Genomic DNA, 14538 nt, shown 5'->3' with positions numbered 1-14538 from the left:
TCGGTCATCTGGAGGTTTGATGATGAAAGCGCTGGTCGAAACGATCGCTAAAGCTCTCGTCGATCATCCGAATGAGGTTCGTGTTAACGCAGTGGACAAAGAGCGAACCCTCGTCTTTGAATTGTCGGTACACCCTGATGATATGGGGAAGATTATCGGTAAACAAGGACGAATCGCGAAAGCCCTGCGCACGGTCGTGATCGCCGCATCCGTGGAAACGGACAAGCGTGTCACGGTTGAAATTGTATGAGAAAAGGCTGGGAGCTTTCCCAGTCTTTTTTCTAGTATCCAAGATGCGTATAAACCATGATGGTTTTTCCGAAAGGAGTGGCGAAGGTGCTTACTATATTTCGGACAGTACAGGTTAAACTGATCATTACGGAAGCATCACGGGCTGCTCTCATTGATCAGTATAGCCAACGACTTCGTTTGCAGCGTAAAGAGTGGGAGCAGTGGCAGTTTCAATCGAAAAAGTTATTAACCGAGGCGAAGAAAAAGTCTACGGATACATATGCGTTGGCGCAGGAAAAAATCGCGCAGGAAGAGCGCCGACGCAAGGAAAAGATAGATCACCTGACATATACCCTCCAGCAGGTAGAAAATCTCCCAGAGGGAAGCGAGATCGATTACCAGACGGTTCAAAGCCCTGTCACGATTCAAGAGGGTGATGTCTGGGATGAAATGATGTCTGGAACGGAAATCATGATAAAAGATGGTCTGGTACATGAGATTCGGCTACAAACGAAAAATGGGAACAAAAAAAAGGAGGAATGAACACGTTGAGCCAAAATAGTTTTTACGGAGTAGGCAAACTGGTTAATACGCATGGCCTGCGTGGTGAGGTACGTGTAACACCTACGACTGACTTTCCAGATCAGCGTTTTCGCAAAGGAAATGAGCTGTACTTGTTCCATCCGACACTCAGTGAGCCGCTAAAATTGAAAATCGTTTCTCGTCGCTCGCATAAAAATTTTGAGATTGTGAGCTTCCAAGGCTATGAGCATATTAACGATATCGAAAAGTACAAGGGCGGAGAGTTGAAAATTCCAGAGGAAGCGCTGATGGAATTAGAAGAGGACGAGTTCTACATTCATCAGCTCGTCGGCTGCGTCGTAGTAACTGACGAGGGCGAAGAACTGGGGAAAATCGTGGATGTTATGCAGCCAGGAGCAAACGATGTGTGGGTAGTGAAGGGGAAACGCGGAGAAATCTTGCTGCCGTATATCGATGAGTGCATCAAGGAAGTGGACATTGCGAACAAACGTGTGGTCTGCCATCTGATGGAAGGCTTGCTGTAGGAGGAACTTCAGATGCGGATCGATATTTTTACGCTCTTTCCCGAAATGTTTACAGGTGTTTTATCCAGCAGCATTTTGGGAAAGGCAAGCGAAAAAGAACTGGTTGATTTTCACGTTACCAATTTTCGCGATTTCTCTGAGAGCAAGCACGGTACGGTAGACGACACCCCTTATGGCGGTGGCGGAGGAATGGTCTTAAAGCCTGAGCCGTTATTCCGAGCCGTAGAAGGCTTGGCAGGAGAGAAAAAACCCCGAGTGATTCTGATGTGCCCACAGGGTGTACCTTATCATCAGAAGCTTGCAGAAGAGTTGGCGCAAGAGGAGCACCTTGTCTTCATTTGTGGTCATTATGAAGGGTACGACGAGCGAATTCGCGAGCATCTCGTCACGGATGAGATCTCGATTGGCGACTACGTACTGACTGGGGGAGAGCTTGCGGCGATGGTGGTCATTGACAGTGTCGTTCGTTTGCAACCAGGGGCGTTGGGAAACCAGACGTCAGCTGTTGAGGATTCCTTTTCAACAGGACTGCTCGAATACCCTCATTACACAAGACCAGCTGAGTTTCGCGGCTGGAAGGTGCCAGATGTATTGTTGTCAGGCCACCACGCCAATATTGAAAGCTGGCGGTTAAAAGAATCGCTGCGTCGAACAAAAGCACGGCGTCCAGATTTGTTGGAAAAGATTGCGCTGACAAATGAAATGAAAAAGCTATTGGCTGAATTGGAGCAGGAAAAAAAGTAGGGAGCAAATAGGAGAAGAGTCTTGTAGTTTTGTGCCCCCTGTGTTAATATACTTCTTGTGGCAATTTTGCCCGCTGACTAAGGCGGTCCGCTACTCGTAACGCAGCCCTAGCGGCTGGACCTATGGGTTAGACGAGTAAGAACGTCTATCGGAAGGAGGAAATTCAAATGAACCAAATTATCCGTGAACTGGAAAAAGCGCAATTGAAACAGGACATTCCTGCGTTCCGACCTGGTGACACTGTTCGTGTACACGTTAAGGTTATCGAGGGTCAGCGTGAGCGTATCCAGCTGTTCGAAGGCGTATGCATTCGCCGTCGCGGTACAGGTGTCAGCGAAACATTTACAGCTCGTAAGATTTCTTACGGCGTAGGTGTTGAGCGTACATTCCCAGTACACACGCCTAAGATCGACAAGATCGAAATCGTGCGTCATGGTAAAGTACGTCGTGCGAAACTGTACTATCTGCGCGATCGCGTAGGTAAAGCAGCTCGTATTAAAGAAATTCGTCGATAAGCGTAAAGCTTAGAAAGAGGACTGGCCTGCTTGCCAGGCCTCTTTTTTCCATTTAACGATCTCGAAATAAAATAGTTCATCTTGACATATGTTACAGCTAAGGTTGGACGAGCTTTCATGGGAGGATCGTAAGTCATGAGCGAAGAAATTACCTCCAGTCATAAGAAGAAAAATGAACTATGGGAATGGATAAAGGCACTTGGGATCGCTTTAGTCTTGGCGTTTCTCATTCGTACCTTTTTGTTCGCCCCGTTTATTGTAGAAGGCGAATCCATGGAAAGTACATTACATAACAGTGAAAAATTAGTTGTAAACAAGGCGATTTACTTTTTGCAAGATCCGAAGCCTGGTGAAATCATCGTGTTTCATGCTGAAAAGGAACGAGATTACATCAAGAGAGTCATTGCTGTTGAGGGTGATACAGTAGAGGTCAAAAGCGATCAGCTACTGGTCAATGGCAAAGTGGTAGAGGAACCGTATCTTGCACAATTTAAAGAACAAGCGAAGCAGCAGGGAGAGCCGTTCTTTACCCACGATTTTCCCCCGGTCCAAATACCAGCAGACCATATCTTTGTGATGGGCGATAACAGGTTGAACAGTCATGACAGCAGAGCCATCGGTCCTGTTGCCGTCAGTACGGTTGTTGGTAGAGCTGAATTTACTTTTTGGCCGGTTGCGGGAATTCGCTTGACAAGATAATGCAAAGCTTCAAGGTAGGTGAGACATCATGACGATCCAATGGTTTCCTGGCCATATGGCTAAAGCACGTCGTCAAGTAACGGAAAAGCTGAAGTTAATCGATGTTGTCATTGAGCTTCTCGATGCACGTCTGCCGCTTTCCAGCCGTAATCCGATGATTGACGAGATTGTCAGTGATAAACCACGTTTGATATTACTTAATAAAGCAGATTTGGCGGATGAACGGGCAACAGATGAGTGGATTGCTTATTTTCGCAAACAAGGCATTCGCACATTGCCGATTGATGCCCTGAGTGGTAAAGGTGTCAACAAGCTCCCAGAAATGTGTAAGGAGCTAGCTGCTGACATGCTGGCAAAGCGCAGTGAGCGGGGGATGCAAGGTCGTGCCATCCGCATCATGATCTTGGGAATCCCCAATGTCGGCAAGTCTTCCCTTATTAACCGCTTGTCCAAGCGCTCAGTAGCGGCTACAGGTGATCGTCCGGCGGTAACCAAGGCGCAACAATGGGTAAAAATGGGCGATACACTGGAGCTGCTCGATACGCCTGGTATTCTTTGGCCGAAATTTGAAGATCAGATGGTAGGTCTGCGACTGGCGGCAAGTGGGGCAATTAAAGACGAGCTCATCGATTTTACGGAGGTAGCATTATTTGTCATCAGCTACATGATGCACTACTATCCGGAACGCCTGATCGAACGCTTCAAGCTAAAAGAACTGCCTGAGGATCGAGTAGAAATGCTCGAAGAAATCGGGAAGAAGCGCGGTTGTCTCGTTTCTGGCGGAAATATCGACTACGACAAGGCAGCGGAAATTTTCCTGCGTGAGCTGCGTTCCGGAAAGCTGGGAACGATCTCTGTCGAGCGCCCGATTGATTGGGAAATGGACGAACCGATTGGTAAGCCAGTATCTTTTCCCGAATAAGCTTTCCAGCCATCAAAAACCTGTCTATCGATATATACGGTAGGCAGGTTTTTTACTATGAGAGGATGTTCAAAACGTCGTCTTTTTGAATGGGCACTTTGAGATCTGTAAGGAGAAATGAGTCAATGAATCTAGCGGATATGTCGATAAAAGAAATACGAGTGACGATGGAAAAGTTGGACGAGGTACCCAAAGATTTTTTACAATTGTTGAAAGAAGATAAAAGAGCGGGTGTACAGGCTCTGGCGAAGCAGGCGGAAGCAGCGATTGCACGTCAAGAAAAGCTCGCACAGATGTGGGCAGACATGACCGTTTATGAGAAAGCCATGTTTGATAAGGGGCATCAATACATATTCGGGGTAGATGAGGTCGGACGAGGACCATTGGCTGGTCCAGTTGTCGCGTGTGCCGTGTGCCTGCCCAAGGATTTTTACTTGCCAGGACTGAATGACTCGAAGAAGATACCTGTATCCACTCGGGAAGCTTTTTGCGAAATCATTCAAAGAGATGCACTTGCTGTGGGAATCGGAATTGTCGATGCAGCAAGAATCGATGCGATCAATATATTGGCTGCTACAAAAGAGGCGATGAAGCTGGCGATCCAACAGGCAGGTAAAGTGCCAGATGCATTACTGATTGACGCCGTGCAGCTAACCGGAATGGATTGCGAGCAGGTTCCGATTATCGGAGGGGATGCCAAGAGTGTCTCGATTGCAGCCGCATCGATCGTAGCAAAGGTTACCCGTGATCGATTGATGGCCCAGTATGCCGAACAATATCCAGCCTATGGCTTTGACAAGCACGCAGGCTACGGCACCCCTGAGCATCTGGCAGCAATCGCTCGATTTGGACCTACGCCGATCCATCGCAAGACATTCACTGGTGTAAAAGAACACGCCTAAAAAGTGAAGCTAGTAACATACTGCCTACAGGAGGAGGATCTGCATGTTTTCCCCGTCGCAACTTATTCAATCATTCGTGCAAAAAGCACCCATATCCGCTCCGAAGCCGGTTGAGCTTACTCCCGGACAAGTGTTTAAAGGCACGGTAATCAAGCATTACCCGGACAATATGGCGCTCGTACAAGTCGGGGGAATGCAGGTTCAGGCTAAAATGGAAGCAAGTCTGGAACCGGGCCAGAAAGCTTGGCTGCAAGTCCAACCATCAACAGGCGTCGTCACGTTGAAGGTTTTGGAAAGCGTCGGGGAAGGAGCTGGCAAAGACGCATCTCTAGAAGGGCTAATGCGGTCACTAGGGATTGCCGATACAAAAGAGAACAAAGCGATCGTGCAAGCTCTGCTTGGTGCCAATCTTCCTGTGAATAAGGAAACGATACAAGCTTTTTCAGCCGTTGCTGGGCGCTTAGGCGTAGACAATGCCACGATAGAGGCATTCATGACTGCCATGAAACGAAATTTGCCACTGACTCCAGATACAATCGGAGGGCTCAAAGCTTTTTTATCGGACAAGCCAATGGGTCAGCTCATCCAAAACCTGCTGCAGCAAGCCTCGCTCTTTTTAGAGGGAGAGGGCCAGCCTTCACAGACGACAGGTCAAATGTCTCAAAGCCAATCACAGCAAGTCCCCGGACAGGCTAATGCAGCAACGGGAGATGTCAAACAGCTTGTTAGTCAATTAAAAGAAAAGTTGGCAGGACTCTCTTTACTTATCGCGGGCAACGATGCAACAGACGAGGGACTGGCCGTCAAACAAATGCCACAAGGGAATCAGCCCAATCAAGGTGCTTCTCAGAACGCGTCTGGAGGAAGCCAGACTCAGCCGCTGCCTGCGCAGAGCGGTCAGCCTTCAGCGCAATTGCAGACATCACCCCAACCATCAACCCAGGCTTTCAGTAACATACCATCGCCATCACAAGCTGTTTCGTCATCTGTTTCCACTGAGGCAGCAACTGCACCAAGCCCTGCAACAAAGCAGGTGGAATCGCAGCAAAACGCCATGATCGGAAAGAGTAATCAGTTGCTGCCTAACCAGACTAGTGGTCCAAGCGTCGAGTCAAAAATTGCTCGAACCGAGCCGTTGCCTATTCCTCAGTCATCACAGATGAATCAGGAGCCGATCCAAAACAAGCAGATGGCAGAGCAAAGGGCCGTAGTGACAGATGCGGGGCAAAAGGTCATTCAACAAATGATGTCTCAAGCATCTGGTGCAGTGAATGGAGCCACAGCTGCTAACCCGATTGCTGAATTGTTTCGTCATTTAGGCGTAACCCACGAGAGAGAATTGATGGGCCAGGCATTTTCACAGGGGGCAATCGATTCGCATTCATTAAAGCAGATGGATACAGTCAAATCCCTCTTGTTGCAAATCAGTCAAGCGCCAGCTCAGGCACTACCAACCGCCTTGCGAGAAGCTGCTGATCAACTACTGCAACAAGTGACCGGACAACAGTTGATGATGGTACAGCCCTCTAACCAAGCTTTGTCTCAAATCGTGATGCAAATTCCGATTCGCCAAGCAGAAGGGGATGAGACGGCTTTCGTCCAAATTGAGTCAAAAAAGAAAGGCTCTGGACAACTTGATCCGGAGAACTGCCGTCTATTCTTTCATTTGGAACTCCAAAGTATGGGGACAACTATGATTGATGTCAGTATCGTGAATCGAATCGTTAACCTGCAAATTTTTAACGATACGCCATGGGTGGAAGCACTCATTCAAGGCTCCAAGGATCGTTTTGCTGACCAATTACAGGATGTTGGTTACCATCTATCGGCTATGCGGGTCCAGCCAGTCCCGGCCGAGCGCGGGAAGTCGACAAGTCCGATCCAAGCAAAAGGCCCCATCCTGGCTGACTATAAAGGGGTTGACCTTCGCGTATGAAGCCGCCATCCTCTTCAGAGCAAAAACGCAAACAGGCAGTTGCGTTAAAATACCAGGCGGGTACCATGGAAGCGCCAAAGGTTGTGGCAAAAGGCAAGGGGTACGTAGCTGACAATATCCTGAAGACAGCAAAGGAGCATGATATACCGGTACAAGAGGACCCATCACTTGTAGAGGTTTTGGGTAAGCTGGATTTGGATCAACAAATTCCTCCGGAGTTGTATCAAGTTGTGGCAGAAATCCTTGCTTTTGTCTATCGTATCGATAAAGGCGGAGGAACCAAATAATGAGCGATCGCCGCCGTCTTCTTGGTCAAAAAGGAGAACAGCTTGCTGAAAGCTATTTAGTGAACAAGGGTTTTTGCATTGTCGATCGAAATGTTCGAACAAAACGTGGGGAAATGGATTTGATTGCGCTAGACGGAAATTGCTTGGTTTTCATTGAGGTCAGAACGAGGAGCAGCCAATCTTTTGGATCAGCGGGCGAGTCCATTACTTGGAAGAAGAAACAGAAGCTGCGTGAGCTTGCCATCGAATACCTGCAAAAAAACTCACAGCCAATCCCGGCCTTTCGGTTTGATGTCATCGCGATTTACACCGGTACATTAACACCAGGTGGAGACTTCATGAAGCCGGTCATTGAGCATTATGAGAGTGCTTTCTAGGAAAAACGGGCTCTCGACTACGGATATATTGGGGATACGTCTACAGCATCAGTCGCAGAGCCAGCGTACTATGTACTGTACTCGACGCGATGAAACTCCTCCAAGCATCAATATCCGCTTTCCGGCTCAAAAGCTGGGAAGCATTTTTTTTGATGAAATGGATCTATTCGTACAGACAAGCCCATAACTAGAGTCACTTTTTGCTTTTGTATTTGGGTTACAAACAATTGTTTGAAATAAAAACAAATATTTTTCAAAAAAAAAGCATATTTGGTGTGACATTTTTCCATCTCATACGTCAATACAAGTATAGGAAATAATTTGGAGGTAAAAACATGAAAAAGATCAAAAGCAACTTAATGAAAAACGTCTCCTTAGCAGTTGCAACTATTTGTACTGTTCAGTTTTCAGTTACAGGTATTGCTTCTGCACAAGTCACGACACCACAACCTTTACAAGCCTATAGCGTGGTAGCAAGCACTTCTGGCCTGAAAGCCAACTCGAGTTCAATGAATATCTCCGTAGGTTCAACGGAAACGATTCGCCTGACTTATAATGGCAGCACGATTGATAATGGACTGGTTAACTGGGAAGTAGGCACTTCTGATATCGCTACTGTTTACAATGGAGTCGTGACAGCTAAGAAGGCAGGATCGACTTTTGTTACAGCAAAATATAATGGAGATAAAGTATCAATCAGAGTCACCGTTTCAAAAGCTGAGATTTTGGAAGCAAATCGTTCTGAAATCAATCTTAAAAAAGGTAAGAAATCGACAATTAGTTTGAAATATGCTGATAAAACTCTAGCTGGATCAAAGGCAGATTGGCGTTCTGAGGATAAATCCATTGCTACTGTAGATGATGGTGAAATAAAGGCTGTATCTTCTGGAAGCACAATCATTACAGCAGAATATAGAGGCCAAAAAGTAGAAATTGAAGTAAATGTTGGCCAAAGCAACTCAGATGGGAAACTAGAAGCAGACGTCTCTCGACTCAAGATGGAAAAAGGCGATAAAGAAACAATTAAATTGACTTATGACGATGATAAACTGTCTGGTTCCAAAGCAACTTGGAAATCGTCGGATACTTCCGTAGCTAGAGTCAGTGATGATGGGGTCGTTACTGCTAGAGCCAAAGGTACAGCTACGATTACTGCTAAATACAAGGGCGACGAGGTAGAAATTGACGTCTATGTCGATACGGATGCTTCAGGTAAACTGGAAGCGGATTATACTAGTATTTCCTTGAAAGACGGACAAAAAGAGACTATTCAGTTAAGATATGACGATGAAAGATTGTCTGGTTCCAAAGCAACTTGGAAAACATCCAATTCGTCTGTCGCAACTGTAAGTGACGGGGTTGTAACAGCTAAAGGTAAAGGAACTGCTTACATTACAGCTCAATACAAAGGTGACAAGGTAGAGATCCAAGTAAAAGTTGATGCAAATACCTCAGGTAAGCTGGTAGCGGACGACACGAAACTTTCCATGAAGAAAGGAAATCGTGAAATCATTATTCTGACTTACGATGGTGCTGTGATCAGTAATTCCCAAGCTTCCTGGAAAACTTCTAAATCTTCCGTAGCAACTGTCAGCAGTAGCGGTACTATTACAGCGACAGGTAAGGGTAAGGCAACGATTACAGCTAGTTACAGAGGCGAAACAGTAGATATTGATGTAACTGTTGATGGTTCCTCCTCATCACTGGAAGCTGATGATACCAGCCTCACCATGGATAAAGGTGACAGAGAAATCGTTGTATTGAAGTATGATGGCGACATCATCAGTGGTTCTAAAGCATCATGGAAATCCTCTAAAACTTCTGTAGCGACTGTCAGCAGCAGTGGTACGATTACTGCAAAAGGAAAAGGAACGGCAACGATTACAGCTACGTATAAAGGCGAAAAAGTGGAGATTGAGGTAAAAGTTGGCGGCTCAAGCTCAGGCAAGTTGGAGGCAGATGACGACTCTATTTCGCTCAAAAAAGGTGACTCCGAAAAGATTAGACTCACCTATGATGGCGATGATATCAGTGGTACCAAAGCTACATGGAAGTCCTCCAAGTCTGCTGTAGCCACTGTATCAGACAATGGAACTGTAAAAGGGAAAAAGAAAGGTAAGGCTACTATTACAGCAAAATACAAAGGCTCTACAGTGGAAATTGAAGTTACCGTAAAATAAGATAGGATAGAAAGCTCGCTGAATCTTAATTGGTTCAGCGAGTTTTTTTCAAAATGAAAGGTAACCCTGTTAGTTGTTGTGGAGGAGGAATTAACCTTGAGAGAGATCATCTTGGAAAAGTTAAAAGAAATCGAGCAAGAGCATGACTTGAAAATATTGTTCGCTGTTGAATCAGGAAGCCGGGCATGGGGATTTCCGTCCAAAGATAGCGATTATGATGTACGTTTTGTCTATGTGAAGAAACCAGAATGGTATTTGTCCATTGACGACAAACGGGATGTTGTAGAAGTACCGATCAATGACCTTTTAGATATAAATGGCTGGGATATTCGAAAAGCCCTCAAGCTATATCGAAAATCGAATCCGCCTCTACAAGAATGGCTTGTGTCAGATATCGTCTATCTCGATACACTTGGCTTTCGAGATGAGCTGGTAAGATTGCAAGGGGAAGTATTTTCGCCAAAGGCTTCCTTGCATCATTACCTCAGTATGGCAAAGGGGAATTTTCGGGACTATCTGCAAGGGGAGCAAGTCAAAATCAAAAAGTATTTTTACGTGTTACGCCCGATCCTCGCATGTATCTGGATCGAAACGTATCATACGAACCCCCCCATTGGATTTGATCAGTTAGTTTCAGAGCTGATAACCGATTCTAGGTTAAAAGGTAAAATTTCTGAGCTGCTCCAAAGAAAAATAGCTGGGGATGAGTTGAACTGGGAGCCAAGAATAGAAGAGCTTCACCATTTTATTGAGGAACATATTGAGCGTCTGACTGCACTGACTAGCCAATATACAAATGAGCTGGATGACCCAACAGACAAGCTGGATGATATATTTCGGAAGTATTTACAGAAGGCGTGGAATGTCAGGTAGTCATTATGAAAACGCTACGCTAGATAGGGAGGTACAAATATTCATGCAGGATCATATCCGAAAACAGATACAGCAACCTCTTGAAATTCACTTCGATCAACCAGAAAAACCTTACGGCTGCTTCTCCCATTTCTCTGGTCATCCGATAGAGGTGGAAGGGGAACGATGGACAACTTCGGAACACTATCTGCAAGCCAAGAAAGTTTCGGGAACTATCCTTGAAAAAGAGATCACGCGCAAGGTATTACAAGCAAAAGTAGAACAGTACCCTGTCATTCGTGAAATTCTGCTTTCTACTGGGGATGCAGCCTTAATCGATCGTACGAGTAACGAACGAAACATACTAGGAAGATTGTGGATGGAAGTACGTGAAAGCCTAGAGGGGTATCAACCGCATTTCTATTTGCCACCATGGATTGTGTTTCCAGAAGAGCATCCTTATAGTTTGTTTTGGCGGATGGGATTTGGTGAGGACTATGTCATGCATTATTGGCCATGGCTAGAGGAAATGAGCGAGGATGCCAAGAAAGAGTATGACGCTTATTATCCGGTACCAGAGGAATGGAAGTTTGAAGATTTAGATGAGGAGGAAGAATGAAGCTACTGTTCATTTGCAGTAGAAATAAATGGAGGAGCTTGACAGCAGAAAAGATTTTTCACGGGATCAATGATTATGAAGTAAGATCAGCAGGTACTGAAACTGGGGCGCGTATCAAAGTAACAAGTGGACTTATCGGCTGGGCTGATTTCATTTTTTGTATGGAGAAAAAACATGTAAGGCGGTTACAAGAAAAGTTTAGCTCGGAACTGATGGATAAAAGGATCATTTGCTTGGGCATCCCTGATGAATACATATACATGGATGAGGTGCTGATCGAGATATTAAAATCGAGTGTTTCCGCATATATAGATATTCCGGAATAAAGCTGTGATTACCAGTTGTCGATGTATACCGGATTATTATGTATAATGGGGATGATATGGCTCGATCGCACTATCCATACTTATCGTAAAGCGAGGATTATCACCATGAAGAAAAAACTTGTACTGGTTCTAGATGTTGAAATAGCAGACAAAGCTGATATGCAGCAACTGGCCGATTCTATGTCCACAGCAATTCAATCCGTGGAAGGGATTGCTTTGCAAGACCTGGTTATGTTTGATAACGATGAAAACAATGCTGACAAGCTAATTGCTAACATAAAAAAAGAAATGTCCTAAAGAGGAGAGCAGTCCTGTGTTTTTCATTTATGTTCTGGCTTACCTGATCGTTGCTCTCCTCTATGGATTTTGGACGATGAAAAGCCAACTGCTCTGGGTTCGACTAACAGGAAATTTCATCGTTCACCTATTTATTGCTGCAATCGTGAGTCTCGGTTACTTTTTTGCGTAAAAGAAGTGGCTATGACCTGTTGTAATGGGAGATGAGTGTATGGATTATCAAAAATTGAGTAAAGAACTGTCCTATGCGCTTCGTCATGCCCCCCATGAATATGAGCTTGAGTTAGACGAACAAGGATGGGTTCCTATCAAGCAATTACTTTTGTCACTTCATGAACAGCGCAAGTGGCGAGCGGTTACCGAAGAAGATTTACATACGATGATTGCGTTATCAGAAAAAAAGCGCCATGAGATCAATCAAGGCAAAATTCGCGCCCTCTATGGACATTCAGTGCCGCAAAAGATTCAAAAGGAAGAAAAAGAACCACCTGCGTTTCTTTTTCACGGCACGCCGCAAAGATTCCTCGATTCTATTTTGACTAGCGGGCTTGTTCCAAAAGGAAGACAGTATGTGCATCTGTCTGAAGACGTCCAAACAGCACAGCAGGTTGGGAAAAGACGAGACGATCATCCGGTACTTTTGCGAATCGATGCGAGGCAAGCTTGGCAAGATGGTGTGAAGTTTTACCATGGAAATGAGCTCGTTTGGTTAGCAGATCACGTGAAAAAAGAGTATATCTCTGTCTATCAGAAGTAGCTCGATTTGCTCAAGAAGAAACAACACAGCATGAGAAAAGACTCGCATAGATCGCGGGTCTTTTTTTATATCAACGTTAATCGTAAAAGGAGGTAAAAACGGCATGGAATTGTTGTTTGCTTTTCTACTGTTGGCAGGACTTTTTGCCATCTACGACGTGATTCGGAGGATGAACCAGAACATCGTAACGCAAGTGGATCAAAACCAGCAAATCATTGAACTACTGAATGAATGGAAGAAAAAGCAGTGAAGATAAAGGTGGCCGATTACAAGTCCAGGACCAGCGATTATCGTTTTCCCCATCATATTCAAATGGTTTCAGCAATAATACACGTTCTAAATCGTTGGATAAAGTGAGGAGGTTCAGTTCGCCTCGTTCTTACGTTTTTTCATAAAGATAAAGAATACCGTCGTCGATCGACCAACTACGTAATGAATGCCCCCAATCGCTTGTTTGCGAGGGTAAGTATTTTTCGAGATCATTGACGATTTTTTCCCAATCTTGATCACAATCATTAATCTCAATGAACTCACCGTATACCAAGTCAAAAACGAGGTAACCCATTTCGTACTCGATGCAATCGATCTTATAGTAAGAGACACTGTATACTTCGTCCCAGTCGATCTGAACAGGTTCAGCATATTCGTGGTGTATGGAAATTTGATGATGATCAACAGTAAAAATCAAATCGAACCAACTCCTTACCTGTTTATTTGCAGTATACCTGTTGGAGTGAAGGTTTTCCATAAATGTATGGGTTACTTTGCCTCTTGATCATTGATCAAGAGGTTTTGTTGTTTTAAATTGAATGAACAGTAGGTAATTGGAACTGTTTCCCTAACTATATTGACAAAGTGGTATCAACGATTAGCCACAAGCATCAATTTACTTGCCCACCCCCTCTATCTTTTCCTACCCTATAACCAGAGGGGGAGAGAACATGTACGCATGCAGTTATTCAGGCACGGTGCTTGGCATAGATGGAATGGTCGTCACTGTCGAAACAGACATAGCAAATGGCCTGCCTCAATTCGACTTGGTCGGACTAGGTGGTTCTGCAGTAAAAGAAGCGCGAGATCGTGTTCGTGCTGCCCTGCGTAACGCAGGATACGACTACCCAATGCAGCGGATCACTGTAAACTTGGCACCAGCAGACCAGCGCAAGGAAGGTTCTGGTTTCGATCTAGCTATTGCGTTCGGTATTTTACTTGCCTCGAAGCAAATGCTCCCTAGACCAGAGAGAATCCTCGTTCTTGGAGAGTTGGCATTAGACGGTTCTCTTCGCCCTGTAACGGGTGTACTCCCCATTTTGCTAGAAGCTAAAAATGTAGGATTTACCCACGTGATTCTCCCCGAGCAAAATGCAGCGGAAGCACAGCTCGTCGACATTACCGTATTGCCTGCGAGTAATTTGGAAGAGGCCGTGAACTATTGGAAAGAAGGACTTCATAGGAAAAACGCAGACTTGGTTTTCCCTGAAACGGAGACAGGCAATACAAAAGCGAACCAGCTGCCTCCGGACTTTGCCAATGTATACGGACAGCAATTTGTAAAACGTGGCTTGGAGATCGTAACAGCTGGATTTCATAATGTGATCGTTAACTGAAACAAAGTCAAGTAAATGCGAAAGGACATGAGCAACCAAATGCTTGTGTCTTTTTGTATTTATTTGAGCGGATAAATAGTCACAATACTGCACTAGTGAGTAGAATTCAAAAAAGGAATATTTACCAGTGCTAGATCGAAGTGCCAGAAACATTTGGTATAATTGTCAGAAGAATATTATTTCGAATTTATAAGAAGGTGGATCATAAATAGTTGGGCTA

The 14538-nt window shown here is 45.0% G+C and carries 20 protein-coding genes and 1 pseudogene; 20 read left to right on the top strand and 1 reads right to left on the bottom strand.

Annotated features, from left to right (window positions below; translation table 11 throughout):
• Positions 1–22 precede the first annotated feature (22 nt).
• The 19 genes from HPY28_RS05675 (at position 23) to HPY28_RS05585 (ending at position 12961) form a co-directional block, all read left to right on the top strand.
• Positions 23–250 carry a KH domain-containing protein gene (locus HPY28_RS05675; protein ID WP_007719711.1) on the top strand — a complete coding sequence of 76 codons (228 nt, stop codon included), beginning with the start codon at positions 23–25 and terminating at the stop codon, positions 248–250.
• An 86-nt stretch (positions 251–336) separates the two neighbouring features.
• Positions 337–774 carry a YlqD family protein gene (locus HPY28_RS05670; RefSeq protein WP_026043145.1) on the top strand — a complete coding sequence of 146 codons (438 nt, stop codon included), beginning with the start codon at positions 337–339 and terminating at the stop codon, positions 772–774.
• The gene (gene rimM / locus HPY28_RS05665; RefSeq protein WP_017249366.1) at positions 771–1298 is read left to right on the top strand and encodes a ribosome maturation factor RimM; all 528 of its coding nucleotides are present in this window, start codon (positions 771–773) and stop codon (positions 1296–1298) included. Before HPY28_RS05670 ends, rimM begins: the two co-directional genes overlap by 4 nt.
• Positions 1299–1310: 12 nt before the next feature.
• Entirely contained in the window at positions 1311–2042 is a 732-nt protein-coding gene (gene trmD, locus HPY28_RS05660) for a tRNA (guanosine(37)-N1)-methyltransferase TrmD (RefSeq protein WP_017249365.1), read from the top strand.
• A 167-nt stretch (positions 2043–2209) separates the two neighbouring features.
• Complete coding sequence (gene rplS, locus HPY28_RS05655) at positions 2210–2557, top strand: 50S ribosomal protein L19 (protein ID WP_007719703.1); 348 nt, start codon at positions 2210–2212, stop codon at positions 2555–2557.
• Positions 2558–2692: 135 nt separating this feature from the next.
• Positions 2693–3256 (top strand): signal peptidase I, encoded by a 564-nt coding sequence (lepB, locus tag HPY28_RS05650; RefSeq protein WP_017249364.1) that lies wholly within the window; start codon positions 2693–2695, stop codon positions 3254–3256.
• Between the two features lie 28 nt (positions 3257–3284).
• The gene (gene ylqF / locus HPY28_RS05645; protein WP_017249363.1) at positions 3285–4178 is read left to right on the top strand and encodes a ribosome biogenesis GTPase YlqF; all 894 of its coding nucleotides are present in this window, start codon (positions 3285–3287) and stop codon (positions 4176–4178) included.
• A 125-nt stretch (positions 4179–4303) separates the two neighbouring features.
• The gene (locus tag HPY28_RS05640) at positions 4304–5080 is read left to right on the top strand and encodes a ribonuclease HII (RefSeq protein WP_173622096.1); all 777 of its coding nucleotides are present in this window, start codon (positions 4304–4306) and stop codon (positions 5078–5080) included.
• Positions 5081–5123: 43 nt separating this feature from the next.
• Positions 5124–7016, top strand: a complete 1893-nt coding sequence (locus tag HPY28_RS05635; RefSeq protein WP_174230219.1) for a hypothetical protein — start codon at positions 5124–5126, stop codon at positions 7014–7016.
• The gene (locus tag HPY28_RS05630) at positions 7013–7303 is read left to right on the top strand and encodes an EscU/YscU/HrcU family type III secretion system export apparatus switch protein (RefSeq protein ID WP_017249360.1); all 291 of its coding nucleotides are present in this window, start codon (positions 7013–7015) and stop codon (positions 7301–7303) included. Before HPY28_RS05635 ends, HPY28_RS05630 begins: the two co-directional genes overlap by 4 nt.
• Positions 7303–7680: a YraN family protein gene (locus HPY28_RS05625; RefSeq protein WP_017249359.1), complete on the top strand. Its 378-nt coding sequence runs from the start codon at positions 7303–7305 to the stop codon at positions 7678–7680. The genes HPY28_RS05630 and HPY28_RS05625 overlap by 1 nt, the downstream gene beginning before the upstream one ends.
• A 335-nt stretch (positions 7681–8015) precedes the next feature.
• On the top strand, positions 8016–9860 hold the full coding sequence (locus HPY28_RS05620; RefSeq protein ID WP_173622094.1) for an Ig-like domain-containing protein: 1845 nt from the start codon (positions 8016–8018) through the stop codon (positions 9858–9860).
• Between the two features lie 96 nt (positions 9861–9956).
• Positions 9957–10733, top strand: coding sequence for a nucleotidyltransferase domain-containing protein (locus HPY28_RS05615; RefSeq protein ID WP_174230218.1), 777 nt, complete (start codon positions 9957–9959; stop codon positions 10731–10733).
• A gap of 43 nt (positions 10734–10776) precedes the next feature.
• Positions 10777–11331 (top strand): NADAR family protein, encoded by a 555-nt coding sequence (locus HPY28_RS05610; RefSeq protein ID WP_174230217.1) that lies wholly within the window; start codon positions 10777–10779, stop codon positions 11329–11331.
• Positions 11328–11657, top strand: a complete 330-nt coding sequence (locus HPY28_RS05605) for a low molecular weight protein tyrosine phosphatase family protein (RefSeq protein WP_017249356.1) — start codon at positions 11328–11330, stop codon at positions 11655–11657. Before HPY28_RS05610 ends, HPY28_RS05605 begins: the two co-directional genes overlap by 4 nt.
• Before the next feature lie 105 nt (positions 11658–11762).
• The gene (locus HPY28_RS05600; protein ID WP_017249355.1) at positions 11763–11954 is read left to right on the top strand and encodes a hypothetical protein; all 192 of its coding nucleotides are present in this window, start codon (positions 11763–11765) and stop codon (positions 11952–11954) included.
• Positions 11955–11970: 16 nt separating this feature from the next.
• Positions 11971–12126 (top strand): hypothetical protein, encoded by a 156-nt coding sequence (locus tag HPY28_RS05595; RefSeq protein WP_017249354.1) that lies wholly within the window; start codon positions 11971–11973, stop codon positions 12124–12126.
• 39 nt (positions 12127–12165) lie between these two features.
• Positions 12166–12711, top strand: coding sequence for an RNA 2'-phosphotransferase (locus HPY28_RS05590; protein ID WP_017249353.1), 546 nt, complete (start codon positions 12166–12168; stop codon positions 12709–12711).
• A gap of 103 nt (positions 12712–12814) precedes the next feature.
• Positions 12815–12961 carry a hypothetical protein gene (locus HPY28_RS05585; protein WP_174230216.1) on the top strand — a complete coding sequence of 49 codons (147 nt, stop codon included), beginning with the start codon at positions 12815–12817 and terminating at the stop codon, positions 12959–12961.
• Positions 12962–13090: 129 nt separating this feature from the next.
• On the opposite strand, the gene HPY28_RS05580 is transcribed toward HPY28_RS05585, so the two are convergent.
• Positions 13091–13399 carry a hypothetical protein gene (locus tag HPY28_RS05580; RefSeq protein WP_174230215.1) on the bottom strand — a complete coding sequence of 103 codons (309 nt, stop codon included), beginning with the start codon at positions 13397–13399 and terminating at the stop codon, positions 13091–13093.
• A 253-nt stretch (positions 13400–13652) separates the two neighbouring features.
• Here HPY28_RS05580 and HPY28_RS05575 point away from each other — a divergent pair.
• Positions 13653–14312: pseudogene (locus tag HPY28_RS05575) on the top strand (magnesium chelatase domain-containing protein); the annotation flags it as partial.
• Positions 14313–14538 lie beyond the last annotated feature (226 nt).

The sequence above is a fragment of the Brevibacillus sp. HB1.2 genome, from assembly GCF_013332495.1.
Classification (GTDB): Bacteria; Bacillota; Bacilli; order Brevibacillales; family Brevibacillaceae; genus Brevibacillus; species Brevibacillus porteri.
Note: the sequence above shows the minus strand (reverse complement) of the source record. Positions and strands in the feature narration are given on the sequence as shown.

Excerpts from the sequence above, each read along its gene's own strand:
- HPY28_RS05675 (WP_007719711.1), top strand. The coding sequence starts at position 23 with ATGAAAGCGCTGGTCGAAACGATCGCTAAAGCTCTCGTCGATCATCCG.
- rimM (WP_017249366.1), top strand. The coding sequence starts at position 771 with ATGAACACGTTGAGCCAAAATAGTTTTTACGGAGTAGGCAAACTGGTT.
- trmD (WP_017249365.1), top strand. The coding sequence starts at position 1,311 with ATGCGGATCGATATTTTTACGCTCTTTCCCGAAATGTTTACAGGTGTT.
- rplS (WP_007719703.1), top strand. The coding sequence starts at position 2,210 with ATGAACCAAATTATCCGTGAACTGGAAAAAGCGCAATTGAAACAGGAC.
- lepB (WP_017249364.1), top strand. The coding sequence starts at position 2,693 with ATGAGCGAAGAAATTACCTCCAGTCATAAGAAGAAAAATGAACTATGG.
- ylqF (WP_017249363.1), top strand. The coding sequence starts at position 3,285 with ATGACGATCCAATGGTTTCCTGGCCATATGGCTAAAGCACGTCGTCAA.
- HPY28_RS05640 (WP_173622096.1), top strand. The coding sequence starts at position 4,304 with ATGAATCTAGCGGATATGTCGATAAAAGAAATACGAGTGACGATGGAA.
- HPY28_RS05635 (WP_174230219.1), top strand. The coding sequence starts at position 5,124 with ATGTTTTCCCCGTCGCAACTTATTCAATCATTCGTGCAAAAAGCACCC.
- HPY28_RS05630 (WP_017249360.1), top strand. The coding sequence starts at position 7,013 with ATGAAGCCGCCATCCTCTTCAGAGCAAAAACGCAAACAGGCAGTTGCG.
- HPY28_RS05625 (WP_017249359.1), top strand. The coding sequence starts at position 7,303 with ATGAGCGATCGCCGCCGTCTTCTTGGTCAAAAAGGAGAACAGCTTGCT.
- HPY28_RS05620 (WP_173622094.1), top strand. The coding sequence starts at position 8,016 with ATGAAAAAGATCAAAAGCAACTTAATGAAAAACGTCTCCTTAGCAGTT.
- HPY28_RS05610 (WP_174230217.1), top strand. The coding sequence starts at position 10,777 with ATGCAGGATCATATCCGAAAACAGATACAGCAACCTCTTGAAATTCAC.
- HPY28_RS05605 (WP_017249356.1), top strand. The coding sequence starts at position 11,328 with ATGAAGCTACTGTTCATTTGCAGTAGAAATAAATGGAGGAGCTTGACA.
- HPY28_RS05600 (WP_017249355.1), top strand. The coding sequence starts at position 11,763 with ATGAAGAAAAAACTTGTACTGGTTCTAGATGTTGAAATAGCAGACAAA.
- HPY28_RS05590 (WP_017249353.1), top strand. The coding sequence starts at position 12,166 with ATGGATTATCAAAAATTGAGTAAAGAACTGTCCTATGCGCTTCGTCAT.
- HPY28_RS05585 (WP_174230216.1), top strand. The coding sequence starts at position 12,815 with ATGGAATTGTTGTTTGCTTTTCTACTGTTGGCAGGACTTTTTGCCATC.